The organism is Aureibaculum sp. 2308TA14-22 (assembly GCF_040538665.1).
GTDB lineage: Bacteria > Bacteroidota > Bacteroidia > Flavobacteriales > Flavobacteriaceae > Aureibaculum.
Map to the genome: position 1 here is coordinate 1,238,817 of NZ_JBEWXT010000001.1, position 26,041 is coordinate 1,264,857.

General features: G+C 31.5%; 29 protein-coding genes. 17 read left to right on the plus strand and 12 right to left on the minus strand.

From position 1 onward, the window contains the following. Nucleotides 1-120 precede the first annotated feature (120 nt). Nucleotides 121-2,319 carry a RecQ family ATP-dependent DNA helicase gene (locus tag U5A88_RS05415; RefSeq protein WP_354208144.1) on the minus strand — a complete coding sequence of 733 codons (2,199 nt, stop codon included), beginning with the start codon at nt 2,317-2,319 and terminating at the stop codon, nt 121-123. Between the two features lie 58 nt (nt 2,320-2,377). Here U5A88_RS05415 and U5A88_RS05420 point away from each other — a divergent pair, with 58 nt between their 5' ends. From U5A88_RS05420 to U5A88_RS05440, 5 genes are all read left to right on the plus strand, one after another. Next, complete coding sequence (locus U5A88_RS05420) at nt 2,378-2,575, plus strand: hypothetical protein (protein WP_354204462.1); 198 nt, start codon at nt 2,378-2,380, stop codon at nt 2,573-2,575. Nucleotides 2,576-2,669: 94 nt separating this feature from the next. Further along, nucleotides 2,670-3,503 carry a twin-arginine translocase subunit TatC gene (gene tatC / locus U5A88_RS05425; RefSeq protein WP_354204464.1) on the plus strand — a complete coding sequence of 278 codons (834 nt, stop codon included), beginning with the start codon at nt 2,670-2,672 and terminating at the stop codon, nt 3,501-3,503. Between the two features lie 22 nt (nt 3,504-3,525). Next, entirely contained in the window at nt 3,526-4,113 is a 588-nt protein-coding gene (locus U5A88_RS05430; RefSeq protein ID WP_354204466.1) for a YdeI/OmpD-associated family protein, read from the plus strand. A 9-nt stretch (nt 4,114-4,122) separates the two neighbouring features. Next, on the plus strand, nt 4,123-4,863 hold the full coding sequence (gene lptB / locus U5A88_RS05435; protein WP_354204468.1) for an LPS export ABC transporter ATP-binding protein: 741 nt from the start codon (nt 4,123-4,125) through the stop codon (nt 4,861-4,863). A 252-nt stretch (nt 4,864-5,115) separates the two neighbouring features. Further along, nucleotides 5,116-5,568, plus strand: a complete 453-nt coding sequence (locus tag U5A88_RS05440; protein WP_354204470.1) for a YHS domain-containing (seleno)protein — start codon at nt 5,116-5,118, stop codon at nt 5,566-5,568. A 4-nt stretch (nt 5,569-5,572) separates the two neighbouring features. Here U5A88_RS05440 and U5A88_RS05445 read toward each other — a convergent pair whose 3' ends face one another. Next, the gene (locus tag U5A88_RS05445; RefSeq protein ID WP_354204472.1) at nt 5,573-6,451 is read right to left on the minus strand and encodes an alpha/beta hydrolase; all 879 of its coding nucleotides are present in this window, start codon (nt 6,449-6,451) and stop codon (nt 5,573-5,575) included. A gap of 13 nt (nt 6,452-6,464) precedes the next feature. On the opposite strand from U5A88_RS05445, the gene U5A88_RS05450 reads away from it, so the two are divergent. Then, nucleotides 6,465-7,085: an L-threonylcarbamoyladenylate synthase gene (locus U5A88_RS05450; RefSeq protein ID WP_354204474.1), complete on the plus strand. Its 621-nt coding sequence runs from the start codon at nt 6,465-6,467 to the stop codon at nt 7,083-7,085. Here the strand turns inward: U5A88_RS05450 and U5A88_RS05455 are convergent. After that, on the minus strand, nt 7,080-7,703 hold the full coding sequence (locus U5A88_RS05455) for a hypothetical protein (protein WP_354204476.1): 624 nt from the start codon (nt 7,701-7,703) through the stop codon (nt 7,080-7,082). The two genes, U5A88_RS05450 and U5A88_RS05455, sit on opposite strands and share 6 nt — an antisense overlap. Nucleotides 7,704-7,707: 4 nt before the next feature. Beyond that, a complete protein-coding gene (locus U5A88_RS05460) occupies nt 7,708-8,202 on the minus strand; it encodes an RNA polymerase sigma factor (RefSeq protein ID WP_354204478.1) in 495 nt (164 codons plus the stop codon). Nucleotides 8,203-8,327: 125 nt separating this feature from the next. On the opposite strand from U5A88_RS05460, the gene U5A88_RS05465 reads away from it, so the two are divergent. Genes U5A88_RS05465 through U5A88_RS05515 form a run of 11 tightly spaced genes read left to right on the plus strand, consistent with a single transcriptional unit; the run spans nt 8,328 to nt 17,286 of the window. Beyond that, nucleotides 8,328-9,230 (plus strand): MerR family transcriptional regulator, encoded by a 903-nt coding sequence (locus U5A88_RS05465; RefSeq protein ID WP_354204480.1) that lies wholly within the window; start codon nt 8,328-8,330, stop codon nt 9,228-9,230. Between the two features lie 47 nt (nt 9,231-9,277). Next, the gene (locus tag U5A88_RS05470) at nt 9,278-10,759 is read left to right on the plus strand and encodes a phytoene desaturase family protein (RefSeq protein ID WP_354204481.1); all 1,482 of its coding nucleotides are present in this window, start codon (nt 9,278-9,280) and stop codon (nt 10,757-10,759) included. A gap of 3 nt (nt 10,760-10,762) precedes the next feature. Beyond that, on the plus strand, nt 10,763-11,605 hold the full coding sequence (locus U5A88_RS05475; protein WP_354204483.1) for a phytoene/squalene synthase family protein: 843 nt from the start codon (nt 10,763-10,765) through the stop codon (nt 11,603-11,605). Beyond that, nucleotides 11,605-12,054, plus strand: coding sequence for a sterol desaturase family protein (locus U5A88_RS05480; protein WP_354204485.1), 450 nt, complete (start codon nt 11,605-11,607; stop codon nt 12,052-12,054). The genes U5A88_RS05475 and U5A88_RS05480 overlap by 1 nt, the downstream gene beginning before the upstream one ends. Then, the gene (locus tag U5A88_RS05485; protein WP_354204487.1) at nt 12,055-12,756 is read left to right on the plus strand and encodes a lycopene cyclase domain-containing protein; all 702 of its coding nucleotides are present in this window, start codon (nt 12,055-12,057) and stop codon (nt 12,754-12,756) included. A 9-nt stretch (nt 12,757-12,765) separates the two neighbouring features. Beyond that, nucleotides 12,766-14,187, plus strand: a complete 1,422-nt coding sequence (locus tag U5A88_RS05490) for an SDR family oxidoreductase (RefSeq protein WP_354204488.1) — start codon at nt 12,766-12,768, stop codon at nt 14,185-14,187. A gap of 16 nt (nt 14,188-14,203) precedes the next feature. After that, a complete protein-coding gene (locus U5A88_RS05495; RefSeq protein ID WP_354204490.1) occupies nt 14,204-14,887 on the plus strand; it encodes an SDR family NAD(P)-dependent oxidoreductase in 684 nt (227 codons plus the stop codon). Nucleotides 14,888-14,890: 3 nt separating this feature from the next. Further along, nucleotides 14,891-15,352, plus strand: a complete 462-nt coding sequence (locus U5A88_RS05500; RefSeq protein ID WP_354204492.1) for a TspO/MBR family protein — start codon at nt 14,891-14,893, stop codon at nt 15,350-15,352. Between the two features lie 10 nt (nt 15,353-15,362). Continuing rightward, on the plus strand, nt 15,363-15,533 hold the full coding sequence (locus U5A88_RS05505; protein ID WP_354204494.1) for a Lacal_2735 family protein: 171 nt from the start codon (nt 15,363-15,365) through the stop codon (nt 15,531-15,533). Beyond that, nucleotides 15,534-16,004, plus strand: a complete 471-nt coding sequence (locus U5A88_RS05510) for an SRPBCC family protein (protein ID WP_354204496.1) — start codon at nt 15,534-15,536, stop codon at nt 16,002-16,004. Next, nucleotides 15,994-17,286 carry a cryptochrome/photolyase family protein gene (locus U5A88_RS05515; protein ID WP_354204498.1) on the plus strand — a complete coding sequence of 431 codons (1,293 nt, stop codon included), beginning with the start codon at nt 15,994-15,996 and terminating at the stop codon, nt 17,284-17,286. Before U5A88_RS05510 ends, U5A88_RS05515 begins: the two co-directional genes overlap by 11 nt. A gap of 88 nt (nt 17,287-17,374) precedes the next feature. Here U5A88_RS05515 and U5A88_RS05520 read toward each other — a convergent pair whose 3' ends face one another. The 8 genes from U5A88_RS05520 to U5A88_RS05555 all read right to left on the minus strand — a co-directional run bounded on the left by U5A88_RS05520 (nt 17,375) and on the right by U5A88_RS05555 (nt 26,001). Next, on the minus strand, nt 17,375-18,043 hold the full coding sequence (locus U5A88_RS05520; RefSeq protein WP_354204500.1) for a hypothetical protein: 669 nt from the start codon (nt 18,041-18,043) through the stop codon (nt 17,375-17,377). Nucleotides 18,044-18,080: 37 nt separating this feature from the next. Then, complete coding sequence (fabV, locus tag U5A88_RS05525) at nt 18,081-19,268, minus strand: enoyl-ACP reductase FabV (protein ID WP_354204502.1); 1,188 nt, start codon at nt 19,266-19,268, stop codon at nt 18,081-18,083. Nucleotides 19,269-19,316: 48 nt separating this feature from the next. Beyond that, nucleotides 19,317-19,958, minus strand: coding sequence for an 8-oxoguanine DNA glycosylase OGG fold protein (locus U5A88_RS05530; RefSeq protein ID WP_354204504.1), 642 nt, complete (start codon nt 19,956-19,958; stop codon nt 19,317-19,319). Nucleotides 19,959-19,979: 21 nt separating this feature from the next. Further along, nucleotides 19,980-21,251 (minus strand): adenylosuccinate synthase, encoded by a 1,272-nt coding sequence (locus tag U5A88_RS05535; protein ID WP_354208146.1) that lies wholly within the window; start codon nt 21,249-21,251, stop codon nt 19,980-19,982. A 168-nt stretch (nt 21,252-21,419) separates the two neighbouring features. Further along, a complete protein-coding gene (locus tag U5A88_RS05540; RefSeq protein ID WP_354204507.1) occupies nt 21,420-21,878 on the minus strand; it encodes a Fur family transcriptional regulator in 459 nt (152 codons plus the stop codon). A 90-nt stretch (nt 21,879-21,968) separates the two neighbouring features. Continuing rightward, nucleotides 21,969-24,188, minus strand: a complete 2,220-nt coding sequence (locus U5A88_RS05545; protein WP_354204509.1) for a RelA/SpoT family protein — start codon at nt 24,186-24,188, stop codon at nt 21,969-21,971. Between the two features lie 107 nt (nt 24,189-24,295). Next, nucleotides 24,296-24,823 carry a hypothetical protein gene (locus U5A88_RS05550; protein WP_354204510.1) on the minus strand — a complete coding sequence of 176 codons (528 nt, stop codon included), beginning with the start codon at nt 24,821-24,823 and terminating at the stop codon, nt 24,296-24,298. After that, on the minus strand, nt 24,820-26,001 hold the full coding sequence (locus U5A88_RS05555) for a hypothetical protein (protein ID WP_354204512.1): 1,182 nt from the start codon (nt 25,999-26,001) through the stop codon (nt 24,820-24,822). The genes U5A88_RS05550 and U5A88_RS05555 overlap by 4 nt, the downstream gene beginning before the upstream one ends. Between the last annotated feature and the right edge of the window lie 40 nt (nt 26,002-26,041).

Here is a 26,041-nt window from a genome sequence, read left to right on the forward strand (position 1 = left end):
TTCAGTTGGCAATAGCAGTCTTCAGCAGGAGTGAATCAAGATGACAAGACATAAGAATCAAGACACAAAAATGAGATTTTAAGTATATTTATTTAAAACTTTTGTATTTTCAACTAACCACTAATTCGCCACTTCACTAATAAATTTTATCCGCATCAGGCGTAATTCTTCTTCGTCATAATCACCATCAAATTCATCAAGAGCTTCTTGTATTTTATCGGTTTCAGCTTCCATAAAATAGTCGTGGATTTCTTCTTGCTGCTCCTCATCCAGCAAATCGTCCAAACTGTAGTTAATGTTGATTTTGGTACCGGAATAAACAATCCGTTCCATTTCTTTGGTCAATTCGATCATGGTCAGGCCTTTAGATTTTGCAATATCAATCAAAGGTAGTTTTCTGTCAGTATTTTGAATTATAAATAGTTTTAATGCAGAATTTGACCCGGTTGTTTTAACTATAAGATCATCTGGTCGGGTAATATCGTTTTCATCAACATAACGTTGAATTAAGGCTACAAATTCACTACCAAACTTTTTAGCTTTTCCATCACCGACACCATGTACATTAGAAAGCTCTTCAATGGTTATTGGATATTTGACAGTCATATCTTCTAATGAAGGATCTTGAAATACAGCAAATGGAGGTACACCTTTACGTTTTCCAACTTTTTTTCTCAAATCTTTTAGCATTGCCATGAGCTCTTGGTCAACACCTCCTCCAGAGGCCTTGCTATTTGTTATTATATTACTATCATCTCCATCACCATAAACATGATCTTCGCTCATCATAAAAGAAATAGGATTTTTTATAAATTCCAATCCTCTTTTTGGAAGTTTAAGTACACCATATTGTTCTATTTCTTTGGTAATATATCCAGCTACAAGTGCTTGTCGAATCAAAGCCATCCAAAACATGGCATCTTTGTCTTTGCCAATACCAAAATAAGGTTGTTCGTCCGTTCTGCGAGACTTTAATAATGCATTTGAATTACCAACTAGCGTATTTACGACTTCCTTTGATTTGTACTCTTCTTTTGTGTCTCTTATAGTTTTCAATAGGGTTTTAAGTTCTTGTTTTGCTTCATTTTTCTTTTTCGGATTTCTGACATTATCATCCATATCGGCACCTTCACCATTAACATCGTCAAATTCTTCACCAAAGTAGTGTAATAAAAATTTCCGTCTGGACATTGAGGTTTCGGCATATGAAACCACTTCTTGCAACAAGGCATGACCAATTTCCTGTTCCGCTACGGGTTTACCTGATAAGAATTTTTCCAGTTTTTCAATATCTTTATAAGCATAAAACGCTAAGCAATGCCCTTCACCACCATCTCTACCACCTCTACCAGTTTCTTGGTAATAACTTTCTAAACTTTTAGGAATATCGTGATGGATTACAAAACGTACATCGGGTTTATCTATACCCATACCAAAAGCAATGGTAGCCACAACAACATCAACATCTTCCATTAAGAACATATCTTGGTGTTTGGCTCTTGTTTTTCCGTCCAAACCAGCATGATAAGGCAGTGCTTTTATTCCATTTACTTGAAGTACTTGGGCTATTTCTTCAACTTTTTTTCTGCTCAAACAATAAATGATACCAGACTTATCCTTAAAGTTTCTAACAAACCTGATAATATCTTTTTCTACATCTTTGGTTTTGGGTCTTACCTCGTAAAATAAATTAGGTCTGTTAAACGAAGCTTTATAGGTTGTTGCATTGGTTATAGATAAATTTTTCAAAATATCCTCTTGTACCTTAGGAGTCGCGGTTGCGGTAAGACCAATAATGGGTACATTATCAATACGTTCAATAATCTTCTTTAAATTTCTATACTCTGGTCTAAAGTCATGCCCCCATTCAGAAATACAATGTGCTTCATCTATGGCAACAAAAGATATTTTTTGGGTTTTTAAAAACTCTATATACTCTTCTTTGGTCAACGATTCGGGAGCTACATATAACAATTTAGTTACGCCCGTTTTAATATCGTTCATTACTCGAGCAACATCGCCCTTATTTAAGGAAGAATTAAGCACATGTGCAATGCCCTCATCGGTAGAAATACCTCTTATAGCATCCACTTGATTTTTCATTAAAGCTATCAATGGCGAGACGACAATGGCAGTACCCTCTTGAATTAAAGCGGGTAACTGATAACACAAAGATTTTCCACCACCTGTGGGCATAATAACAAAGACATCCTCTTTATTAATGATACTCTTTATAACTTGTTCTTGTAAACCTTTAAATTTGGAGAAACCAAAATATTGTTTTAAGGCGTCGTGTAAGTTTAAATTTGTCACTCTTATTATTATTTATCTATAATTTTAGATACATTTGCAACTAAAGGTACTACTTTATTTTTATATGATAACTATTCTTGATTTGAACACAAAAAAAGACATTTTAGAATTTGCCAAACAAAGTATTGTTATTGAAAGTAAGGCGATAGCGAATTTAATAAATTTTTTGAACAAAGATTTTGAAAACGCGGTTAAATTTATACTAAAATCAATAGGTTGGGTATTTGTTACTGGAATTCGTAAAAGTGTGACAAATATGTAAAGCAATACTATTACACAATTATTGGTTACTGATTGCGAAAAATATTAATTAGTGGTACAATTACATGATTTATTAAAAGAAGGAATAATCTAAAATGGCAAAAAAGATAAAAGGAAAAGAGCAAAACGAAATGTCTTTTTTAGATCATCTTGAAGTATTAAGATGGACTTTGGTACGCTCAACACTAGCAGTACTTATAATGAGTTCTATCGCTTTTTTGATGAAAGGGTTTATTTTTGACGTGATTATTTTTCTTCCAAAAGACCCTCAATTTATTACGTATAGATTTTTATGTAACCTTTCTCAAAGGTTAGGTACTAATGGTTTATGTATTGATGAAATTCCTTTTATCGTGCAAAGTAGAACTATGGCTGGGCAGTTTTCTGCTCATATTTGGACCTCGATTACCGTAGGTTTTATTGCAGCGTTTCCTTTTATTTTATGGGAGATATGGAAATTTATAAAACCTGCACTTTATGCCAAGGAAAGAAAAAATGCTAGAAGTTTCATAATTATTTCTTCCCTATTGTTCTTTTTTGGTGTTTTGTTTGGTTATTATTTAATTACACCGTTATCTATAAATTTTTTAGGGTCTTATAGAGTTTCTATGCAAGTGGAGAATAATACTGATATAGGCTCATATATTGGTTTGCTAAGAGCTTCCGTTTTGGCAGCGGGTTTAATTTTTGAAATGCCAATTATAATCTATTTTTTAGCGAAAATGGGCTTGGTAACACCAGAGTTTTTAAGAAAATACAGAAAGTATGCTATTGTAGTATTACTACTTTTAGCTGCTATTATTACACCGCCAGATGTTATAAGTCAATTTATTGTGGCTATACCAATGGCAATTTTATATGAAGTTAGCATATTTATTGCTAGTGTAATTGCTCGTAAAGAGAAAAAAAGAGCTGCTAAAGCACAATAATTTTTCCTATTTTTACAATAATATGATCTCAACTGTTGAACAATATATTATTGAACACAGTAATTTTTCAGAAGAAATACTATTTCTTAGAAAAATTATTCTTTCAACTAATCTTGAAGAAACAATTAAATGGGGAATGCCCACATACACATTAAACGGAAAAAATGTTGTGGGTATTGGAGCGTTTAAAGCTCATTTTGGCATCTGGTTTTTTAAAGGAGCTTTGTTAAAAGACAAAAGCAAAGTCTTGGTAAATGCCCAAAAAGGAAAAACCTCGGCAATGCGGCAATGGAGATTTGAAAGAAATACCGAGATAGACCAAAATTTAGTTGAGCTTTATATTAAAGAAGCTATTGAAATAGAAAAGAAAGGATTGAAAGTTGTAGTTAAAAAGAAATCGTTATTAATTCCTGAAGAATTGACGACTGTTTTTAATGACAATGAAAAATTAGCTGAACTGTTTGAAGCTATGCCCTTGGGAAAGAAAAGAGAGTTTGCTGATTATATTTCTAACGCAAAACGCAAAGAAACTAAAACAAAAAGATTAGAGAAGATAATACCAATGATATTAAATAACATTGGATTAAATGATAAATATAAAAATTGTTGATTGTAGCTAATGATTTTAAGAGCAGAAAATATTGAAAAAACATATGGTAGCCGTAAAGTTGTAAAAGGCATTTCTATACAAGTAGAGCAAGGCGAAATTATCGGGTTACTAGGACCTAATGGAGCGGGTAAAACTACCTCTTTTTATATGATCGTGGGCATGATAAGACCCAACGAAGGTAAAATTTTCTTGGATAATGAAGATATTACCAATGACTCAATGTACAAGCGTGCTCAAAAGGGAGTAGGGTATTTGGCCCAAGAGGCTTCCGTATTTAGAAAACTGTCGGTCGAAGATAATATACTATCTGTTTTACAATTCACTAAACTTTCTAAAAAACAACAAAAAGAAAAATTGGAATCGTTAATTGATGAATTTAGTTTAGGTCACGTAAGAAAAAACAGGGGCGATTTACTTTCTGGGGGAGAACGCAGACGGACAGAAATTGCCAGAGCCCTAGCATCTGATCCAAAATTTATCTTGTTAGATGAGCCTTTTGCTGGGGTCGATCCGATAGCCGTTGAAGATATTCAGAGTATAGTTTCGCATCTTAAAGATAGGAATATTGGTATTTTAATTACCGATCATAACGTACAAGAAACGCTTGCAATCACCGATAAAACCTATTTAATGTTTGAAGGAGGTATTTTAAAAGAAGGTACACCACAAGAATTAGCTGAAGACGAAATGGTCAGAAAAGTATATCTAGGCGAAAGTTTTGAACTGAAAAAAACAAAACAGAAGTTATAGTTAAAATGTTATACTATTAACTCGTTGTGCATTTTGATTTTTTTATCCAAAATTCGTCAATTTGAATGCTTTGATTGACGAGAGAAGTGTATCGAGAATAGGGTTTTGGATAAAAAAGCTGTTCTCGATACGATTTTTTTCCATTCCATTAAAAAAATCACTCGAACCGACGCTTTCTCTTAACATTTACTTCATAATGTACAACGGGTGTAAATAAAGTATTTTTTAAACGACAAACCCAAAAAACATTATATGAAGAATCTACTCATAGTATTATTTTTGAGCATTTCTGCAACACTTTTTTCACAGCAAGAATATAATATAAAAAAAGGAGCCGTAGCACAAGGCTACGATGTTGTTGCCTATTTTAGCAATAAAGCGATTAAGGGAAATAAAAAGTTTGCCACTGATTATGACGGTGCAAAATTTATGTTTTCATCAGATGAAAATTTGAAATTGTTTTTAAAGAACCCAAAAAAACATGTTCCCCAATACGGCGGGTTTTGTGCTTATGCCATTGGAAAAAACGGAGAAAAAGTTTCAATAGACCCCAAAACATTTGAAATTAGAGACAGTAAACTTTATTTATTCTACAATGCTTGGGGTACAAATACATTTAAGCTGTGGAAGGATGAAGGTGCTGAAAAATTAAGAAAGCAGGCCGATAAAAATTGGGAACAAATAATAAGTGAATCAAAAGATTGACTTTTTAATTAAAATGTGCTTTTATAAATGCTCTTAATTTTACGGTTGTATCAAATAAATTTGCACCATCCCAACCATGGCCCTCACCGGCATAAATGGTAAATTCGTTGGTTACCCCCAGTTCATTTAATTTTGCGTGCATATCTGTTCCCTGTGATGAAGGTATTAACGGGTCTTCATCACCATAAAATAGAATAGTTGGTGGAGCTGATGATGTTGCTACATGATAAGGACTTACATCCTTATAAAACTGCATATTCTGCTGGAAATTGACTCCAGTAATATTTTGTATTTGAAGTGCTAACAATATGTAAGTCAATTCAGTCGCATTTATATAAGCATCATCCGTAAAATTTGTAGGGCCAACTATACTGCAAACCATATCAACCTCGTTGTTATTATCATGTGCATAACTGTAAAGCATTGACAGATGTGCACCAGCACTTGAGCCAATAAAGGCATATTGGTTAGATATTTGATATTCTTCTTTTTTGGACTTTAAGTGATTTATAACTGACTTAATATCGTCAATTTGCATTGGGAATGGACTATTACCTTCAGATGCCAGCCTGTAATTTATATTTACAATAGCATAATCAGGTGATTCTCTTTGCAGTTCGGGTAAAAAGGCGTTCATATCATTTTTATCACCTTCAATCCAACCACCTCCATGAACCAATATAAATACTTTTGTAGATTCAGAAGTTCTTCCTTTTGGCAGATAAATATCGTATTTTTGCTGTTGATGATCTCCATAAGACACATCCTTAGATTCTGTTTTTTCTAAATTAGGTTCAGAAGTAGAATTATCATCAGTACATGAAGTAAATAAAAATAATAGTACTGAAAAAGAAAATAGTAATTGTTTAATTTGACGATTCATAATTTGTTTATTAATGGCACAATTTATTAAAATTTATGACGAAAACCCCAATCCAAAAGAAATCAACAAAGTTGTTGAAGTCTTAAAAAAAGGTGGTTTGGTTATTTATCCCACGGATACCATTTACGGTTTGGGATGTGATATAACAAACGCTAAAGCATTAGAAAAAATTGCAAGGATAAAGGGTATTAAATTGGCTAAAGCAAATCTATCTTTTGTTTGTAATGATTTAAGTCACCTTTCAGATTATGTTAAACAAATTAATACCGCTACGTTTAAAATACTAAAAAGAGCATTACCTGGGCCATATACTTTTATTTTACCAGGAAATAATAATTTGCCCAAGGCATTTAAAAATAAGAAAACAGTGGGTATTAGAGTTCCTGACAATAGTATTGTCAGAGAAATTGTTAGAGAATTGGGTAACCCCATAGTATCAACTTCAATTAGAGATGATGATGATGTGATAGAATACACCACCGACCCAGAATTGATTTTTGAAAAATGGCAAAAACTTGTAGATATTGTAATTGACGGGGGTTACGGAGATAATCAACCTTCAACGGTTATTGACTTATCACAAGATGAAATTGAAGTGGTAAGGGAAGGTAAAGGTAGTTTAGATATTCTATAGACTATTGCCATTACTGATTAATTCCTTATAATTTTTTGTTAACTTTTTTAGTAATATTCCATACAATAATTGATAAAAAAGCCAAAACAACACGACTACAATCAAAATTATAAACAAAGAGAGCAGCCATACTACAATCATGTTGGTGTCTTTAGGGACCTGGTTTAAGAACACATCAGATTTAAAGAAACTATAGAATACAACTGAACATAAAATAGGAATTAAAGCCAAATTAAACCAAATATAGTATTTAACAATCTTTCTGGTTTTTATAATATTTTGCATTAAAGCCTTAGGGTTTGCATCAGCAGAAATAGATTTATAATTCTTGTAAAAATAGTATACGAAACCTAACAGTACAACATAATAGAAACCATAAAAGCTATTAATAAATGTTGTTAAACCTAGTTTCTCTATAGTTTCGGCAGACTTTACATTACTTGTAAAAAATGAAAATACAACTGGTATTATCAATTCTAAAACGCTAATTATAAATATCCATTTTACAATAGATGATGATTTTTTATGAATAATTTTAGACAAAGACTCTTTAGACAATTTTGGTAGTACATCGCCCTGTTTTTTCCAATCCTTCTTTAATAATTCTAATTGATCCATAGTGTTAAGGATTAAGTATGTTTTTTAATTTAGTTTTTACTCTATTCATTTTTACCCTTGCATTTACTTCACTAATACCCATCATTTGAGAAATTTCCTTATAGTTTTTATCTTCTAGATAGAGAAGCACCAGTGCTTTGTCAATATCAGATAATTGATAGATGGCTTTATACAATAGTTTTAATTGCTCTTCTTCTGTATCATCGTAATCAACGGATTCAATTTTAAATAAAACAGAATCAAAATTTTGTGTTTTAATTGAGCGTTTAGATTTTCTATATAAAGTAATAGCTGTGTTCAGAGCAACTCTGTACATCCAAGTACTAAATTTAGAATCGCCCCTAAATTTTGGATAGGCTTTCCAGAGTTGAATGCTAATTTCTTGAAACAAATCATTATGAGCATCTTTATTGTTGGTATAAATTCTACATACCTTATGCACTATATTCTGATTCTCTTCCAAATCTGAAATAAATTTATGCTCTAACGCTTTGTTCACAGTATGGTTAATTTCATTTTGTTAGTAGTTCTAACTTATACTTTGTTACAATTAATTGATAAAATTATCATGTTTTTTATAAATAATTAAAAAAAAATGTATATTTGTTTAAATATTATCCAACTATGTTAAACAATATTAAAACCAAATTCTCTATAAAGGATCTAGAGAATTTTACTGGTATTAAGCCACATACCATTAGAATCTGGGAAAAGCGATACAACCTGCTTGAACCTTCAAGAACGGATACCAATATAAGGTATTATGACGAGCATAACTTTGTAAAGTTATTGAATATTAACTTGCTATATAACAATGGGTTTAAGATTTCCAAAATTGCTGAATTTTCTGAAGAAGCTTTGTTGTTGAAAGCTAAGGAAATTATTTCTGATAAGGCATTAGAGGACGGAGCAATCAATTCTTTTAAGTTGGCAATGCTTAATTTTAATGCGGTTTTGTTTAATGATGCCTACAATAAATTACTAGCTGAGAAGTCATTCAGACAGATATTTGTAGAAGTTTTTATTCCTTTTTTAGATCTTATAGGGTTTTTATGGCAAAGTAAATCCATAAAACCCATTCATGAGCATTTTATCTCAAATTTAATAATGCAAAAATTGCATTCAAATATTGAGCGTAATCAAGCATCAAATTTTGTTCAAAGCGATAAAACTTTTGTATTGTATTTACCTATGAACGAAATACATGAATTGGGACTTTTATTTTTACATTATGAATTAACCATACGTGGCTATCATTCTATTTATTTAGGGCAAAATATTGACATTGAATCAGTTGAAGATGTTAAAAAACTATACGCCAAAGTACATTTTATCTCCTATTTTACGGTATCACCAAGTGAAAACGACCTAGATAGTTATATCGAAAAGGTATATAAAGATTTGATAGATAATACGGAAAATAAATTCTGGTTTTTGGGTAAAAGAGCTATTCAATATAAGGGTGAAATTCCTTATTCAGGAATCAAAGCTGTAACTTCTCTTGAAAAAGTTTTGAAAATTATTTAGCTATTATTTTATTTTTGTTTAATAATTTATTACTTTTGTTAAACAAAATGAAAAACACCATAATTATAATCGGTTCTGGCTTTTCTTCACTTGCCGCTTCTTGCTACCTTTCTCAAGCCGGGTACAAGGTCACTTTACTTGAAAAAAATAGCAACATTGGTGGTAGAGCACGTGTTTTTAAAAAAGATGGCTTTAAATTTGATATGGGTCCATCTTGGTATTGGATGCCTGATGTTTTTGAAAGTTTTTTTAATGATTTTGATAAGAAAGCATCCGATTATTATGATTTAGAAAAATTAAGCCCTGCTTATCAGGTATATTTTGGTAAATCTGATAGCCTTGAAATAGCTGATAACCTAACTGATATAAAAAAGACTTTTGAACAAATTGAGCCGGGCAGTGCTAAGTACCTTCAAGAATTTATTGATTCTGCAAAATTTAATTATGATGTTGCCATTAAAGATTTGGTTTACAGACCAGGAAATTCAATAGCCGAACTTATCACTCCAGTAACCATTAAAAGAGTAAATCAATTTTTCACAAGTATTAGAAAGCAGGTTAGGAAAAAGATAAAAAACAATAAACTTATTCAAATACTTGAATTTCCAGTACTATTTTTAGGAGCAAAACCAAGTAACACCCCATCCTTTTATAATTTTATGAATTATGCTGATTTTGGTTTAGGGACATGGCATCCTAAAGGAGGTATGTATGAAGTAATTAAAGCTATGGGGAGTTTAGCGACAAATTTAGGGGTAGAAATTTTAACTGGAAAAAATGTCTCAAAAATTGTTGTTGAAAATTTTAAAACAATTGGAGTTCAGGCCGATAATACTTTATTTGAGGCTGATGTAGTTCTTAGCGGAGCAGATTATCATCATACCGAAACATTATTAGACAATCAATACAGACAGTATTCAGAAAGTTATTGGAATAAGAAAGTTTTTGCTCCTTCCTCACTACTATTTTATGTTGGTTTTGATAAAAAAATAGAGAATGTGTCACACCATACATTGTTTTTCGATTCTGATTTTGATAAACATGCTGTCGAAATTTATGATAAACCATCATGGCCTAAAGAACCATTATTCTATGGTAATTTTCCTAGTGTAACTGATAATTCTTTTGCACCAAAAAATAAAGAAGCAGGTTTTTTTCTAATCCCAATTGCTCCAGGAATTAAGGATACACAAGAAATACGTGAAAACTATTTTAATCATATCATGGAAAGGTTTGAAAATCTCACCAATCAAAAAGTTAAAGAACACATATTATTTAAAGAATCTTATTGTATAAAAGATTTTATAGAAGATTATAATTCATACAAAGGTAATGCCTACGGTTTAGCAAATATTTTAACGCAAACCGCATTTTTACGCCCAAAAATAAAAAGTAAAAAAGTTGATAATCTTTTTTTTACGGGTCAATTAACCGTTCCGGGACCAGGTGTGCCACCATCACTAATTTCAGGTAAAATAGCGGCTAGTTTAATTCAAAAGCATTTTCCCAAAAGAGAAAATAATAATTAGAATATGAAGCAACAATTATATCATAAAGTATCTAAAGATTGCAGTAAGTTGGTCACAAAAGCTTACAGCACTTCTTTTACGTTAGCGGTAAAGATGCTGGCTCCATCAATAAGAGATGCCATTTACAGTATCTATGGTTTTGTACGTTTTGCTGACGAAATCGTAGATACATTTCATGACTACGACAAGTCACATTTATTGGCTGAATTTGAAAAAGACTATTATAAGGCATACCAAGAGGGTATAAGCTTAAACCCAATACTTAATGCATTTCAATTAACCGTAAAAAAGTATAATATTGATGATGATTTAGTGCAGTCTTTTTTAAAAAGTATGAAATGGGATTTGGAAAAAACAGATTACACTAAAGAGGAATATGAAGCGTATATTTATGGTTCGGCCGACGTGGTAGGGCTCATGTGTTTGAAAGTATTTGTAAATGGAAACTTAAAAAAATACAACGAACTTAAAGAATCTGCCATGATGCTAGGTTCGGCATTTCAAAAAGTTAACTTTTTGAGAGATTTAAAAGATGATCTTGAAGTGTTAAATAGATCTTATTTTCCGAATGTTCATTTTGAAAATTTAGATTTTGAAGCAAAACAAAAAATAATTAAAGAAATAGACGAAGATTTCAGCGTAGCATATAAAGGTATTTTAAATTTGCCGAAAGAAGCAAAATTCGGTGTTTACACAGCGTATATTTATTACAAAACCTTGTTGAATAAACTCAAAAGAACACCCTCTGAACAAATTTTAAATACGAGAATCAGGGTGTCTAACCCTCGTAAAATAAGTCTATTGGCTAAATCTTTTGTAACTTACAAATTAAATTTAATTAGATAATGATGGTACTTTTATATATAGCGATTACATTGTTAACTTTTGTGTGTATGGAAGCCGTAACTTGGTTAACTCATAGATTTGTTATGCATGGCTTTATGTGGTATTTTCATGAAGATCATCATCAACCTAAATATCAAAACACTTTTGAAAGAAATGATATTTTCTTTGTCATTTTTGCTATACCGAGCATATTACTTTTTTATTTTGGAGTTGATGGCGGAGTAAATTATTTATTCTTTATTGGATTAGGGGTTTTACTATATGGTATTTCATATTTCTTGGTGCATGATGTGCTGATACACCAGCGATTTAAGTGGTTTAAGAAAACTAAAAATAAATACCTAATAGGGTTGAGAAAAGCACATAAAGTGCATCATAAACATTTAGGAAAAGAAGATGGTGAATGCTTTGGTATGTTGTTTGTCCCATTTAAATATTTTAAGATATAAATGTCGCTCTACCTCATATTAAATTTAGCTTCATTAAGTATTCCACTTTTATACAGTTTTGAAAAAAAGAGAATGCATTACATACAATGGTGGAAAGAAGTTTTTTTATCCATAATAATCGTAGCTACTTTTTTTATAATTTGGGATATTATTTTTACTGAAAATGGTGTTTGGGGCTTTAACGATAATTATTTGGTTGGCATTGACATATTGGGTTTACCTATTGAAGAATGGTTGTTCTTTATCTGCATTCCTTACGCAAGTATTTTTATCCATTATGCTTTTCAATATTTTTTTCCGAACATCTCATTATCAATAAAGGTATCTAATTTTATTACTGTTAGCTTAGTTTTACTATTGTTAATAGTGGCAATTCTAAATTTTGATAAAGCCTATACTTTTTATAATTATATATTTTTAGCTTCACTTTTAATATACGCCTACATTACTAAAAATAAGCAGTTGCCTATTTTTTATATTACGTTTTTAATAATTCTAATTCCTTTTTTTATAGTCAACGGAATCCTTACTGGAAGTTTTATTGAAGATCCGGTAGTATGGTATGACAATAGCGAAAATTTAGGAGTCAGATTAGGCACAATTCCCATAGAAGATGCAGGTTATGCTTTTACAATGCTTTTTGGGAGTATTATACTAATAGAGAAATTTAAAGCATCATCATTATTTTCAAAAAAAAAATAAAGCACAGGTATGAAAATATTAATAACAGGAACTACAGGATATATTGGCAAACGGTTAATTCCACAGTTATTGGAATTAAATCATAGTCTTGTCTGTTGTGTTAGAGATATTGGCAGAGTACCAGAAGTGGTAAAAAACAATAAAAACATATCTTTAATTGAAGTAGATTTTTTAAAGGAAGACACGCTTCAAAAAATACCCAAAGATATAGACATAGCTTATTATTTAATTCATTCTATGTCCTCAACATCCAAATCCTTTGAAAAATTAGAATATAAATGTGCTATAAATTTTAAACATTATATTGAGGATACTGCAGTTAAACAAGTTATTTATCTAAGTGGAATTGTAAATGACGATAGTTTATCAAAACATCTAGCTTCTAGAAAACAAGTAGAAGAAACTTTAAAGTCTGATACCTATGCCTTAACCACTTTTAGAGCTGGTATAATAGTAGGTAGTGGTAGTGCATCATTTGAAATTATTAGGGATTTAGTTGAAAAACTCCCATTGATGATTGTTCCGAAATGGGTAAAAACAAAATCGCAATATATTGCCATAAGAGATGTGTTAGCGTTTCTTTCAAGAGCAATAGACAAGTCAGAATTGTATAATAAGTCTTACGATATTTTTGGACCAGAAGTACTTTCTTACAAAGAAATGATGTTGCAGTTTGCTGAAGTTAGAAAGTTTAAACGCTATATATATTCTGTTCCGGTCATGACTCCTAAATTATCATCATACTGGCTGTATTTTATTACCGCTACATCTTATAAATTGGCAACAAGCTTGGTTGACAGTATGAAAGTAGAGGTTATTGGAAAGTCAAGCAACATAAATGAAATAGTAGGTGTCAGTCCTATTACATATAAAGAGGCGGTACAAAAAGCTTTTATAAAAATTGAGCAAAATAGTAGCATTTCTAGCTGGAAAGACTCTTTTGTTAGTGGTAGATTCAATAAAAAATTATCGCAGTATATTGAAATTCCACAATACGGCTGTTTTAAGGATATAAAAAAAAGACAAATAATAAATGAATCAAAAACGATAAAAAAAATTTGGTCAATAGGCGGTGAAAATGGATGGTACTATGGAAATATGTTATGGAAAATAAGAGGACATCTAGATAAAGTTGCAGGTGGCATTGGCCTAAGACGTGGAAGAACCCATCCATCAAAATTAAGTGCTGGAGATTCTCTCGATTTTTGGCGGGTATTATATGCTGATAAAAAAGAAAAACGGTTGTTATTATTTGCGGAAATGAAGCTTCCAGGTGAGGCATGGTTAGAGTTTACCATTGTCAAAAACATTTTATATCAAAGAGCTGTTTTTAGACCCAAAGGCTTGTTAGGAAGACTGTATTGGTATAGCGTTTGGCCATTTCACGGGTTAATATTTAATGGTATGATTAATAAATTGGTTAAAGCTTAATTAATAAAATAGGTACATGAAAAAAATAATAATTATTGGAGGAAGCAAAGGTATTGGTAAAGCTATTCTACAAACTTTACTAGAAAAGTCTGAAGTTATAAATATAAGTAGAACACCTTCTGACGTTAATCATAAAAATTTAAGTCAATACCAATGCAATGTGTTAGAAGATGAATTGCCAAAAATAGCGGAAGTAGATTCTTTAATTTATTGCCCAGGGAGTATCAATCTAAAACCAATTTCAAGATTGAATTTAGAAGATTTTAAAGATGACTTTAATATTAATGTTTTAGGTGCAGTACGCGTTATTAAAAAGTATTTGCCTCAATTAAAAAAAGGAAATAATCCTTCGGTATTGCTTTTTAGTACAGTAGCAGTAAAATTGGGTATGCCTTTTCATGCCAGTATTGCAGTAGCTAAGGGTGGAGTAGAAGGGCTCGTGAAATCGTTAGCGGCCGAGTTAGCACCAACTGTAAGGGTAAATGCTATAGCTCCTACGGTTACTGATACAGGTTTGGCTGATAAGCTATTACGTAATGATAAAATGAAAGAAAAAATGATTGATAGACATCCATTGAAAAAGTACTTAAACCCACAAGAAGTTGCAGATATGGCTGAATTTTTAATATCAGATAAGACCGCTTCAATATCTGGGCAAATTTTTGAAATGGATTGCGGCATAGTCTCGCTTAAAATTTAAATTATGAAGTACAGTTTAATAGTAGTCGTCTTTTTAGTTATCAACTTTGGAGCCTTGGCCATTGGAAGTTGGTTAATGGATAATGGCCCCCAAACAGATTGGTATTTAAGTTTAAATAAAGCACCATGGACACCACCAGGATGGGTTTTTGGAGCGGCTTGGACAACAATAATGATTTGTTTTTCAATATATATGGCACAACTATACAGCAATGATAAATCGTTCATGGTAATAGCTTTATTTATAGTACAAGTAGTTTTGAACGTCAGTTGGAATTTTGTGTTTTTCAATCAGCATAACGCCGGTTTTGCACTCATAATAATAATCTCACTAACACTTTTATTGATATACTTTCTAATTGGTTTTTATGACCAAATGAAATTGATAAGTTTATTACTAGTTCCTTATGTTTTATGGCTTTTAATTGCCACATCACTCAATTATTATGTTTATGCAAATAACTAAATGAAATAGTATGTTCAACTTATTTAAGAAAAAATCAGAAGTAGAAAAGTTAAATGATAAGTATAAAAAGCTTTTAGCAGAATCACATCGTTTATCTACAACCAACCGAAAAGCGAGTGATACAAAATACGCAGAAGCAGATAAAATTTTAAAACAAATTGAAGCTTTAAAAAATAAATAAATGGCATTTTATCAATTACATAAAGAGCAGAAAATCAATTGTACCATTGATGAAATTTGGGATTTTATTTCGTCACCTGCCAATCTTAAGGAAATAACTCCAGATTATATGGGTTTTGATATAACGTCTCAAAACCTTCCTGAAAAAATGTATGAAGGTATGATTATATCATACAAAGTAAGCCCGTTGTTGGGTATTAAAACTACTTGGGTAACTGAAATAACGCATGTTAGGGATAAGCACTATTTTGTTGATGAACAACGTGTTGGCCCTTATGCATTATGGCATCATCAACATATTATAGAGCCCATTGAAGATGGCGTTTTAATGAAAGATATTGTTAGCTACCAACCACCATTTGGGTTGCTGGGAGCGATTGCCAATAGTTTGATTATAAAAAACAAGTTAAAAGAGATATTTGATTACAGAACTAAAGCTGTTGAACGAAAATTCGGAATTTATGACGAATAACGAGATTTCAATTTTTTGGTTTAGACGTGATTTACGCTTAGAGGATAATGTAGCTTTAAATACTGCCTTAGAGAGTGGATTGCCTGTACTACCTATTTTTATTTTTGATGATGATATTTTAGAAGATTTACCAAAAAATGATGCAAGGGTAACTTTTATTTATGATTCATTGAAGAATATTCATTTACGACTTAAAAAGAAAAATAGTTCTTTATCTATTAAAAAAGGGAAGACTTTTGAAGTGTGGACAGAGCTAATATCAGAATTTAACGTAAAAAAAGTTTTTTTCAATAGGGATTATGAACCTTATGCCATTCAAAGAGATAAAGAAATCAGCACATTATTAAAATCAAACTCAATTGAAGTTTCTGATTATAAAGATCAGGTTATCTTTGAACAGAATGAGATTGTAAAGGCAGACGAAAATCCTTACACCGTTTATACACCTTATAAAAATAAGTGGTTAGAAAAATTTAAACCGGAAAAATTGATACTAGCTAATAGTGAAAAAGTACAGTGGAATCAATTCTATACTTACGAAACGCTTTTCCCAAAGTTGGAGAGTATTGGTTTTAAAAGGAGCAAGCAAAAAGTGTATTCTCCTGATTTAAGCGTCGTATCAGAGTACGATAAATACCGTGATTTTCCTGCTGAAAACGGAACTTCATATTTATCACCTCACTTAAGATTTGGCACTGTAAGTATCAGAAAATTAGTAAAATTAGCTTTAGAAAAAAATGCTACTTTTTTAAGTGAATTAATTTGGCGTGAGTTTTTTATGCAGATACTATTCCACTTTCCTAAAGTGATAACCAATAACTTTAAATCAAAATATGATGGTATAAAGTGGAGAGACAATCAAGCTGATTTTAAACGCTGGTGCAATGGTACAACGGGTTATCCTTTGGTAGATGCTGGTATGCGTGAACTTAACGAAACCGGTTATATGCACAATAGGGTACGAATGGTTACTGCCAGTTTTTTATGTAAACATTTATTGATTGATTGGAAATGGGGCGAGGCCTATTTTGCCGAAAAATTGTTAGATTATGAATTATCATCTAATAACGGTAATTGGCAATGGGCAGCAGGTACAGGCTGTGATGCCGCACCGTATTTCAGGATTTTCAATCCCACCACGCAATTAAAAAAGTTTGATAAGGATTTAAAATATACAAGAAAATGGATTCCCGAATTCGACTTTGGCTATCCAGAACCTATGGTTGACCACAAATTTGCTAGAGAAAGAGCGTTATCGGGTTATAAGATAGGGTTACAATAAAAAAGGTTAGAGGTACAAGTTACTAGTTATTTCCTGCAAGATATAAACATGCTTTAGTCCTTCCCTTGGGGAAGGATTTAGGATGGGCTTATACAGACCCCTCAGAAATCAACTTCTCAATTTTACCATCGTCCCTAATTTTATATTGCGTTTGAATAGTTTTGGTTAAAACCTGCTTTTCATCCTCGGGATCAAAACAAGATTCGTTATCTACAATAGTAATTTTATAAGTTGTGTCAATAGCAAATTGTCTATCCCAACTACAATCGTAATTTATGCCACCAGCCACTATTAGCTTATCGATTACGTTGTGATTTTCATCAAAGGTTTGGATTTCAAAATAGGGTAGGGTCTCGGCTTCTTCCGTGTTTTGATAGGTAAAAATTAAAACTTTTACATTATCAATATCTGGTAAACGTTCATAAAAGAAACCTTTTCCAATAAAAGGGTAGTTTTTACTTTCCATAATCATTAATTCTTCATCGTTTGAAAAAGTAGTAGAATCTGAAAAGTAGGTATTTAACTTGGCATCTTTATCAATCTTATTTCTAGTTTCAAAAGCTTCCAAGGTATAATGGTAATCAAAAACAGAGTCTTTATCAAAAGAAAAGGCATACGGTAAATTTTGTACGGTAATACTATCAAAATCGTTTATAGAAATTAAGTCTTTAACCTTTGTATCTGTTGCATTTTGTTTTTTACAAGCAGTAAAGGCTGAAACAACAGTGATAATTGCAATAAGACTTTTTTTAAGCATATTTTCTTTTTTGTTGGAAAAATTATAGGCTGATATTCTATTGCAACCCTGGAATTTCTACCATTTCATCGGTTTCTTTATCATAATCTATCGTGTCAAAGTTAAAGCCAAATAGATTAAAAAATTCATCACGATACCCTTTTAAATCACCAATATCAGGTAACGTTTCTGTGGTAGCTTGTTGCCATAATTTCGCTACTTTTTCTTGAACATCCGCACGCATTTCCCAATCGTCTATTCGTATTCTTCCTTCGGAATCTGTGGGAACTTCATCAAGATACAAGCGTTCTTTATACAATCTATAAATCTGCTCAATACACCCTTCTTGAACCCCTTCTGCTTTCATTACTTTATACAATAAGGAAATATATAACGGAATTACGGGAATGGCAGAACTCGATTGAGTTACCAAAGCCTTGTTTACGGAAACGTAGGCTTTCCCGGTTATGTCTTTTAAGCGATCTGATATTTTAAAAGCAGTAGCTTCCAAATGATCTTTTGCCATACCAATAGTTCCTTTTCTATACACAGGTTCGGTTAATTTAGGACCAATATATGAATAGGCTATGGTATTGAAACCCTCGGCCAATACATCTTCTTGTTGCAATTTATCAATCCATCGTTGCCAGTCATCACCGCCCATTACGGTTATTGTATTTTCAATATCTTCATCTGTACAAGCCTCTATCGATATTTCTTTTACCTCACCAGTATGAAAATCAACTGTTTTATTAGTATATGAATTTCCGATAGGTTTTAACGTCGATTTATACCGAACTCCAGTATCTGGATGAGTTCGCACGGGAGAAGCCAAACTGTAAATTACCGAGTCGATTTTACCCAAATCTTTTTTAATAAGTTGTGCGGTTTGCTCTTTAATTTCATTGGAAAAGGCATCACCATTGATACTTTTAGCATATAAACCTGCCGCATGAGCTTGTTTCTCAAAAGCGGCGGTATTGTACCAACCCGATGATGCTGTTCTGCCTTCTGCGGGTGGTTTTTCAAAAAATACACCAATGGTTGATGCGTTAGCACCAAAGGCACTAGTTATACGAGATGCTAAACCAAAACCTGTTGATGCACCAATGACTAGTACATTTTTTGCACCGTCAATTTTAGGTTGAGCTTTTATATAGTCAATTTGGTTTTGTACATTTTTTGCACAGCCATCTGGATGGGCTGTTACACATATAAATCCGCGAGTTCTGGGTTGTATTATCATTGTTGTTTGGTTTTTTTATTCAAAGTTGTAATTTCCCTTTAAAAACATCTAAAACTTTTGTTCAAATAAAAACATTTCTAGAGCGTCACTTTCAATATCGTTTTGCCTTGAAATATTATGGATTAAATTGTTATAAATTTGATAATGTTTAAATTTTGAAGAGGGATATACTTCAATTATTTCAGCTATCTCGGGTGTTGATGTTAATAATATCAATGATTTTGCAACCCTAATATCGTATATTAAAAAATAATCATTAAGCCCGAGAGCCCTAGTTGCGAAATACATTATTTTAGAAATATAACTTACATTTAATCCTTTGATTTGTTTTAAAGTATTATATGCATTCTCCAATTCATTTTTTTGAATATAAGAAAATGAATTGATAATTAGTTCATGATTTGCTAATGTATCAAGATATTTGTTAGTTCTATAAGTGCCATATCCTGTATCTGCAAAACCCCAGATCATTGTTAATAAAAAGGGTTTTTCCCACAACCTCCCATTTTCGTAAAATTCCTTAAAAGCATCTATTATATCTTTTCTAGAAATATCAATATTTTCAAAGTCTGTTATATAATGCTTATAGGTTGGATTAAGTTTTTTCCATTTTTCCGTATTATATTTAAATTTTGACTGATTAAACGGTTCTAGTACTCTAATCTGTTCAATATATTTAGATATATTCATAAGAAATATACTTTCAAATACCTATCTAAATATAGTCTGCTTCCTATCCGGCCCAACTGAAACAATTTTAATAGGTACTTGCAGTTCTTTTTCAATAAAATCGATATAATCAATTAAGTTTTTGGGTAATTGGTCGGCATTTTCCATTTTGGTTAAATCTTCGTCCCAGCCTTTAAATTCAGTATAGTTTACACTTACATTTTCTGGTTCAATATTATAGGGTAAATGAGTTATCTCATTTCCTTTATAGGTATAAGAAGTACATACTTTTAAGGTTTTAAAACCAGACAGTACATCGCCCTTCATCATATTCAATTGGGTAACACCATTTATTTGTACAGCATATTTTAGAGCTACTAAATCTAACCATCCGCAACGACGTGGTCGTCCTGTGGTTGCTCCAAATTCGTGACCTACTTTAGCCATTGTTTCACCGTCTTTATCAAACAGTTCGGTAGGGAAGGGACCAGAACCTACTCGGGTAGTATAGGCTTTGAAAATTCCAAAAACCTCACCAATTTTATTTGGGGCAACACCTAATCCTGTACAGGCTCCTGCTGCTGTTGTATTTGAAGACGTTACAAACGGATACGTGCCAAAATCAATATCTAGCAAAGACCCTTGAGCTCCTTCTGCTAAAATAGTTTTATTGTTTTGCATGGCATCAAACAGATATTCTTCACTATCAATAAAGGTAAGTTCTTTTAAAACTTCTACAGCTTTACAGAACTGCTTTTCTAATTCTTTAAGGTCAAATTGAATATCAACATCAAAATAGTTAAGCATTTTTAGGTGTTTCTCTGTCAATGCTTTGTATTTGTCTTTCCAATCATCCAATTCCAAATCGCCCACACGCATTCCGTTTCTTCCGGTCTTGTCCATGTAAGTTGGACCAATTCCTTTTAGAGTAGAACCAATTTTGGCTTTTCCTTTAGAAGTCTCAGAAGCGGCATCTAATAATCGATGTGTTGGTAAAATCAAATGGGCTTTACGTGATATTAATAATTTCGATTTAAAATCGATGTTATAAGGTGAAAGATTCTCCAATTCTTTTTGAAAAATTACGGGATCGATAACTACCCCGTTACCCACAATATTTATAGCCTTGTCATGAAAAATTCCTGACGGAATAGTATGTAATACATGTTTGTTTCCATCAAAAATTAGAGTGTGCCCAGCATTTGGCCCACCTTGAAAACGTGCTATGATATCGTAATTTTTGGTAAGTACATCTACAATTTTACCTTTACCTTCATCGCCCCATTGTAAGCCGAGTAATAAATCTACCATTATTTTATTATTTGTTATTCCGAGGCACGAGGAATCTTTTTAACTCTAACGGCCTCATTATTAGTTATCTATTGTTATTTATTTATCCGTCACTCTGAACTTGATTCAGAGTCACATCCGATTGATGTGTGATGCTGAAACGAGTTCAGCATGACGAATGCTTAAAAGTTATTATTTCTTCTTCTTTGTTTTAGTCTTATTTCTTTCCCCATAAAAGTAAAGCGAATGCTTATTTACTTTAATATCAAAAACTTCTTCAATTGTTTTTTTAATCGTTTGGATTCTTGGATCGCAAAATTCAATTACTTCACCTGTATCTGTTAAAATTATATGATCGTGTTGTCTATCAAAATACGATTTTTCGTAATGAGCTTGGTTTTGACCAAACTGATGACGACGAACCAAACCGCATTCTAACAATAGCTCTATAGTATTGTATAGTGTAGCTCTACTGACACGATAATTTTGGTTTTTCATATAGATATAGAGCGATTCGATATCAAAATGATCGTTATGATCATAGATTTCTTGAAGAATAGCATAACGCTCAGGTGTTTTTCTATGGTTGTTTTCTTCTAAAAAATTAGTAAAAACACTTTTTACAATTTCTTGATTTTTAGAATTATCCATATCTATTTTATGATTAAAGAAGCAAATTTACGGTTTAAAAACAAGTATTTCTTAGTCCGTTTATTAAAAAGTTTAACAACTTTTGAACACCTACTTGTTTAGGCGTTGTATTTTATCTATTCCTTCAATTTTTTTTAATTTGGCCATCAATTTTTTAAGTTGTTCATTGTTTTTTATGCCAACTGTTATTTGACCCGAAAAGACACTCTGTCCACCAGAAATATTAATATTATAAATATTAACGTTCATATTACTTGAAATAACTTGTGTAACTTCATTGATTAAACCCATGTGGTCAATACCCGTTAATTTAAGCAACACTTTATGCTCTTGTTGAGTAGAATCTATCCACTTAGCGGTAATAACCCTATAAGCAAATTGTGATTGCATACTAATGGCATTGGGGCAGTTCTGCTTGTGTACTTTAATTCCGTCGGAAACGGTAACAAAACCAAAGACCTTATCACCAGGAATGGGGTTGCAACACTGAGCTAATTTATATTCTAATTTTTCTTCATCTTTACCAAAAACAAGTAGGTCATATTTATCTGTTAATTCATCAGTTTTGTTATTAACAACTTTTTTATCTCCTCTTTTAATTGTGTTTTTAAAGAATTTATAAATAGCATTGTTGCGTTGGCCTACAAAATTTTTAAGTTGTTGATTGTCTATTGCTCCATTACCAAATCTAAAAAAGAGATCATGACTCGTTTTTAATTTAAAGTAACTAACCAATTCATTGATTGTCTTTTCATTAAAAGGGATTTTTAAATGTCTTAATTTACGTGTCAAAGCAGCTTTACCTTCATCAGCAATAAGTTTTTGATCCTCTTTTAAGGCGGCTTTTATTTTTGATTTTGCTCGGGCTGTTTGAACAAAATCCAACCAACTTAACTTTGGTTTCTGACTACTTGAAGTAATAATTTGAACTTGATCACCACTATTTAAGGTATGACTTAACGGAACTAGTTTACCATTTACTTTAGCTCCTCTACATGTCATACCTACATCAGTATGTATGGCATAAGCAAAATCTAACGGTGTAGCTCCTTTTGGTAATGATTTAATATCCCCTTGAGGTGTGAAAATGTAGATTTCCTTGGCATATAAATTCATTTTGAATTGCTCTACAAAATCAACGGCATTTACATCAGGATTTTCTAAAGTTTCTTTTAATTTATTTAACCAGTTTTCTAGTCCACTTTCTTTTTCATTACCATGTTTATATTTAAAATGAGCTGCATATCCTTTTTCAGCAATTTCATCCATCCGTTGTGAGCGAATCTGAACTTCAACCCACCGTCCTTTAGGTCCCATTACCGTAATATGTAGCGATTCATATCCTGTAGATTTTGGTTGAGAAATCCAGTCACGTAAACGATTTGGGTTAGGATTAAAACTATCGGTTATGATGGAATAAATTTTCCAAGCATTAAATTTTTCATCAGCCAATTCTGAGGTATAAATAATCCGAATAGCAAACTTGTCATATATTTCTTCAAAAGAAACCCCTTGATTCAGCATTTTTTTTCGAATGGAATAAATGGATTTTGTTCTCCCTTTTATTACATAATCAAAATTTTCCTTGTCTAAGGTTTTTTCAACACTTTGGGTAAAAGTTTTAATATATTCCTCTTGTTGTTCTTTGCTCTCTTTAATTTTGGTAAGAATATCATTGTAAACTTCTGGCTCGGTATACTTTAAGCCCAGATCTTCTAATTCTGTTTTGATGTTATATAGCCCTAATCTATGGGCCAACGGTGCGTAGATATATAAGGTTTCTGATGAAATTTTTATCTGCTTATGATGCGGCATGGCATCCATAGTTTGCATATTGTGCAGACGGTCGGCAATTTTTATTAGAATAACCCGAACATCATCATTTAAAGTTAAGAGCATTTTTCTGAAATTCTCTGCCTGTATAGAGACTTCTTGATCTTTATTTAATCGTGATATTTTGGTTAGACCGTTTACAATTTTGGCAACCGTTTCACCAAACAAACCTTCAATATCTTCAAAAGTATAATCGTCCGAATCTTCAACAACATCATGGAGCAAAGCACACATAATCGACGTTACACCCAAACCAATTTCATTGGCAACGATAGAAGCTACTGCAATAGGGTGGTAAATATAAGGTTCGCCCGTTTTTCTACGTTGGTCTTTATGTGCATCAACCGCCACATCAAATGCCTTACGGATCATTTCTTTATCTTTTTTAGATAAGGTTTGATACGTGGCATGCAACATTTCTTTATAGCGTTTCGCTATTTCTTTATTTTCATCTTCTAGGGTAGCCGTATATGCCATAGAATAAAAGTAATCTAAAGATTTTTATTGAGCAAGTTTTTTTAATAGTGGTTAGTCTTTAGAGAGTAGAGGTTAGTGGAAATAAGTTTTCTGACCACTAGACAGAATTATTTTTTGATATTCTCAGTAATATATTTTAATACTGTATTTCCATCTTTAAGTACTTTTAAAGCTTCTTGATTCCCATCCAGATCTTTTCTTCCTTTATGTTTTTGGTATTTGATAAATTCGTTGACAAAATAATATCGACTTTCATAAGCCTCAAATCCTTTAAAATTTTTATAACCTGTTTGCTCATCACTTTCTGTAAAATATTCAAAACTTTCAAAAGCAAAAATCAACTTATTATTTAAAAAATACCACTCAGTAGCAAGTTGGCCTTTATCCGTAATGCTAATAGCAATTACTCTATTAACTGAATCATTGTATGTATGTGCTGTAATATTTGTAGCCGATGTTTGTGTTTGCCGTAATGGTTCTTTAGTCAGAAAAAAATAGGTTTTGTCTTTGGTGTCATAAATCTGTGAGGTGTTGGTTTTAATTTTATCTACCACAGTAGCATCTCCAATACTAAGTTCTTGGCAAAGTGTGTTGAGGCTATAACAAACTGAAAAGAATAATAACAAGTATTTCATGATTTTTTAGAGTTTTTGAATGATTTTATTTTTTTATATTCTAAAGAATCGATTTGATTTAAAATCATAGGAAATCGTATATGAGATTCTCTTATTTCTTCAGAATTAAGATTGAAATTATCTCTATACTTAATATCATATTTTTTTATTAAATAATCATGTCTAAGATCATATATGGCATTAGTAACAACTTCATTAAAACTAATAAAATCTTGATATGTTGAATTATTAGTGATATAATAGAAAAAACCTATTTGTTTGTTAGGTATTTGTTTAGATTTTATCAATTCGGTAAGTTGATTTAATTTATAACTTTTGCCGTTTATTTTTATATTACTTCTATCAATATAAATTAATAAAAGCTCTCCTGTAAACATATTTATTGTAAAAGGTGGTGGTGGAGGCCTTAACGGGTTATCAGCAGTATTGTATTTCTTGTAATCCAATTCCGTTATAGGGTTTAATCTTGCTGATAATAGATTAACTTTCTCATACGATTCTGATTTTAGATAGTAATAAACTTTTGAATATCCTGCTAATCTTAATTGCTTACGTATAAGGTTAACATCAGACATTTTTACATTTTTATCAATAATTAAGGATACCCTATTAATGTGTAATGAACTTTCAAATCTGTCCGAATAGTTACCTTTTTGACGCAATAGAATGTGGTATTTTGAATTAACCATAACTGTTGTGTCTAAAAAATTAGAAACCAGTTCGTTGTTAAGATAACTCAGGTATAATGGGTTTTTAAAATAACTAGATTGTCCAACAATTCTTTTTATGCCTTTACCGATTGGTAGTTTTATTCTTAAGTTTTTATCATTTAAATAATCAAAAATAAAGTTAGCAGCTTCAGGTTTTTTTAATGTAATAATTAAACTGTCAGCATCACTATCAATTGTCGTAAGTTCATTTTTATTCACTTCTATTTTAAAAATGCCATATAGTGTAGTAGAATTAATATCATGAATTTGATTACCTTTACGTACATATGCAATTGTGTCACTAAAAATAGAAAATAAATCTATAAATTTTCCATTTTCAAATTTAATTAGAGCTGGAACTCTATCTTTATCAAATTTAAAGCTACCATGCCAATACCCATCTAATTCAGTATTGTTAGCACATCTAACAAAAAGTATTGCTAAGAAAACAAGAGAAATGTTTTTCATAGATTAAATATAGTACAAAAAGCTAGAATAGAAAAGACCT

Coding starts and splice junctions, on each gene's coding strand:
- U5A88_RS05420 (WP_354204462.1), top strand. CDS start 2,378: ATGATAACTATTCTTGATTTGAACACAAAAAAAGACATTTTAGAATTT.
- tatC (WP_354204464.1), top strand. CDS start 2,670: ATGGCAAAAAAGATAAAAGGAAAAGAGCAAAACGAAATGTCTTTTTTA.
- U5A88_RS05430 (WP_354204466.1), top strand. CDS start 3,526: ATGATCTCAACTGTTGAACAATATATTATTGAACACAGTAATTTTTCA.
- lptB (WP_354204468.1), top strand. CDS start 4,123: ATGATTTTAAGAGCAGAAAATATTGAAAAAACATATGGTAGCCGTAAA.
- U5A88_RS05440 (WP_354204470.1), top strand. CDS start 5,116: ATGAAGAATCTACTCATAGTATTATTTTTGAGCATTTCTGCAACACTT.
- U5A88_RS05445 (WP_354204472.1), bottom strand. CDS start 6,451: ATGAATCGTCAAATTAAACAATTACTATTTTCTTTTTCAGTACTATTA.
- U5A88_RS05450 (WP_354204474.1), top strand. CDS start 6,465: ATGGCACAATTTATTAAAATTTATGACGAAAACCCCAATCCAAAAGAA.
- U5A88_RS05455 (WP_354204476.1), bottom strand. CDS start 7,703: ATGGATCAATTAGAATTATTAAAGAAGGATTGGAAAAAACAGGGCGAT.
- U5A88_RS05465 (WP_354204480.1), top strand. CDS start 8,328: ATGTTAAACAATATTAAAACCAAATTCTCTATAAAGGATCTAGAGAAT.
- U5A88_RS05470 (WP_354204481.1), top strand. CDS start 9,278: ATGAAAAACACCATAATTATAATCGGTTCTGGCTTTTCTTCACTTGCC.
- U5A88_RS05475 (WP_354204483.1), top strand. CDS start 10,763: ATGAAGCAACAATTATATCATAAAGTATCTAAAGATTGCAGTAAGTTG.
- U5A88_RS05480 (WP_354204485.1), top strand. CDS start 11,605: ATGATGGTACTTTTATATATAGCGATTACATTGTTAACTTTTGTGTGT.
- U5A88_RS05485 (WP_354204487.1), top strand. CDS start 12,055: ATGTCGCTCTACCTCATATTAAATTTAGCTTCATTAAGTATTCCACTT.
- U5A88_RS05490 (WP_354204488.1), top strand. CDS start 12,766: ATGAAAATATTAATAACAGGAACTACAGGATATATTGGCAAACGGTTA.
- U5A88_RS05495 (WP_354204490.1), top strand. CDS start 14,204: ATGAAAAAAATAATAATTATTGGAGGAAGCAAAGGTATTGGTAAAGCT.
- U5A88_RS05500 (WP_354204492.1), top strand. CDS start 14,891: ATGAAGTACAGTTTAATAGTAGTCGTCTTTTTAGTTATCAACTTTGGA.
- U5A88_RS05505 (WP_354204494.1), top strand. CDS start 15,363: ATGTTCAACTTATTTAAGAAAAAATCAGAAGTAGAAAAGTTAAATGAT.
- U5A88_RS05510 (WP_354204496.1), top strand. CDS start 15,534: ATGGCATTTTATCAATTACATAAAGAGCAGAAAATCAATTGTACCATT.
- U5A88_RS05515 (WP_354204498.1), top strand. CDS start 15,994: ATGACGAATAACGAGATTTCAATTTTTTGGTTTAGACGTGATTTACGC.
- U5A88_RS05520 (WP_354204500.1), bottom strand. CDS start 18,043: ATGCTTAAAAAAAGTCTTATTGCAATTATCACTGTTGTTTCAGCCTTT.
- fabV (WP_354204502.1), bottom strand. CDS start 19,268: ATGATAATACAACCCAGAACTCGCGGATTTATATGTGTAACAGCCCAT.
- U5A88_RS05530 (WP_354204504.1), bottom strand. CDS start 19,958: ATGAATATATCTAAATATATTGAACAGATTAGAGTACTAGAACCGTTT.
- U5A88_RS05540 (WP_354204507.1), bottom strand. CDS start 21,878: ATGGATAATTCTAAAAATCAAGAAATTGTAAAAAGTGTTTTTACTAAT.
- U5A88_RS05545 (WP_354204509.1), bottom strand. CDS start 24,188: ATGGCATATACGGCTACCCTAGAAGATGAAAATAAAGAAATAGCGAAA.
- U5A88_RS05550 (WP_354204510.1), bottom strand. CDS start 24,823: ATGAAATACTTGTTATTATTCTTTTCAGTTTGTTATAGCCTCAACACA.
- U5A88_RS05555 (WP_354204512.1), bottom strand. CDS start 26,001: ATGAAAAACATTTCTCTTGTTTTCTTAGCAATACTTTTTGTTAGATGT.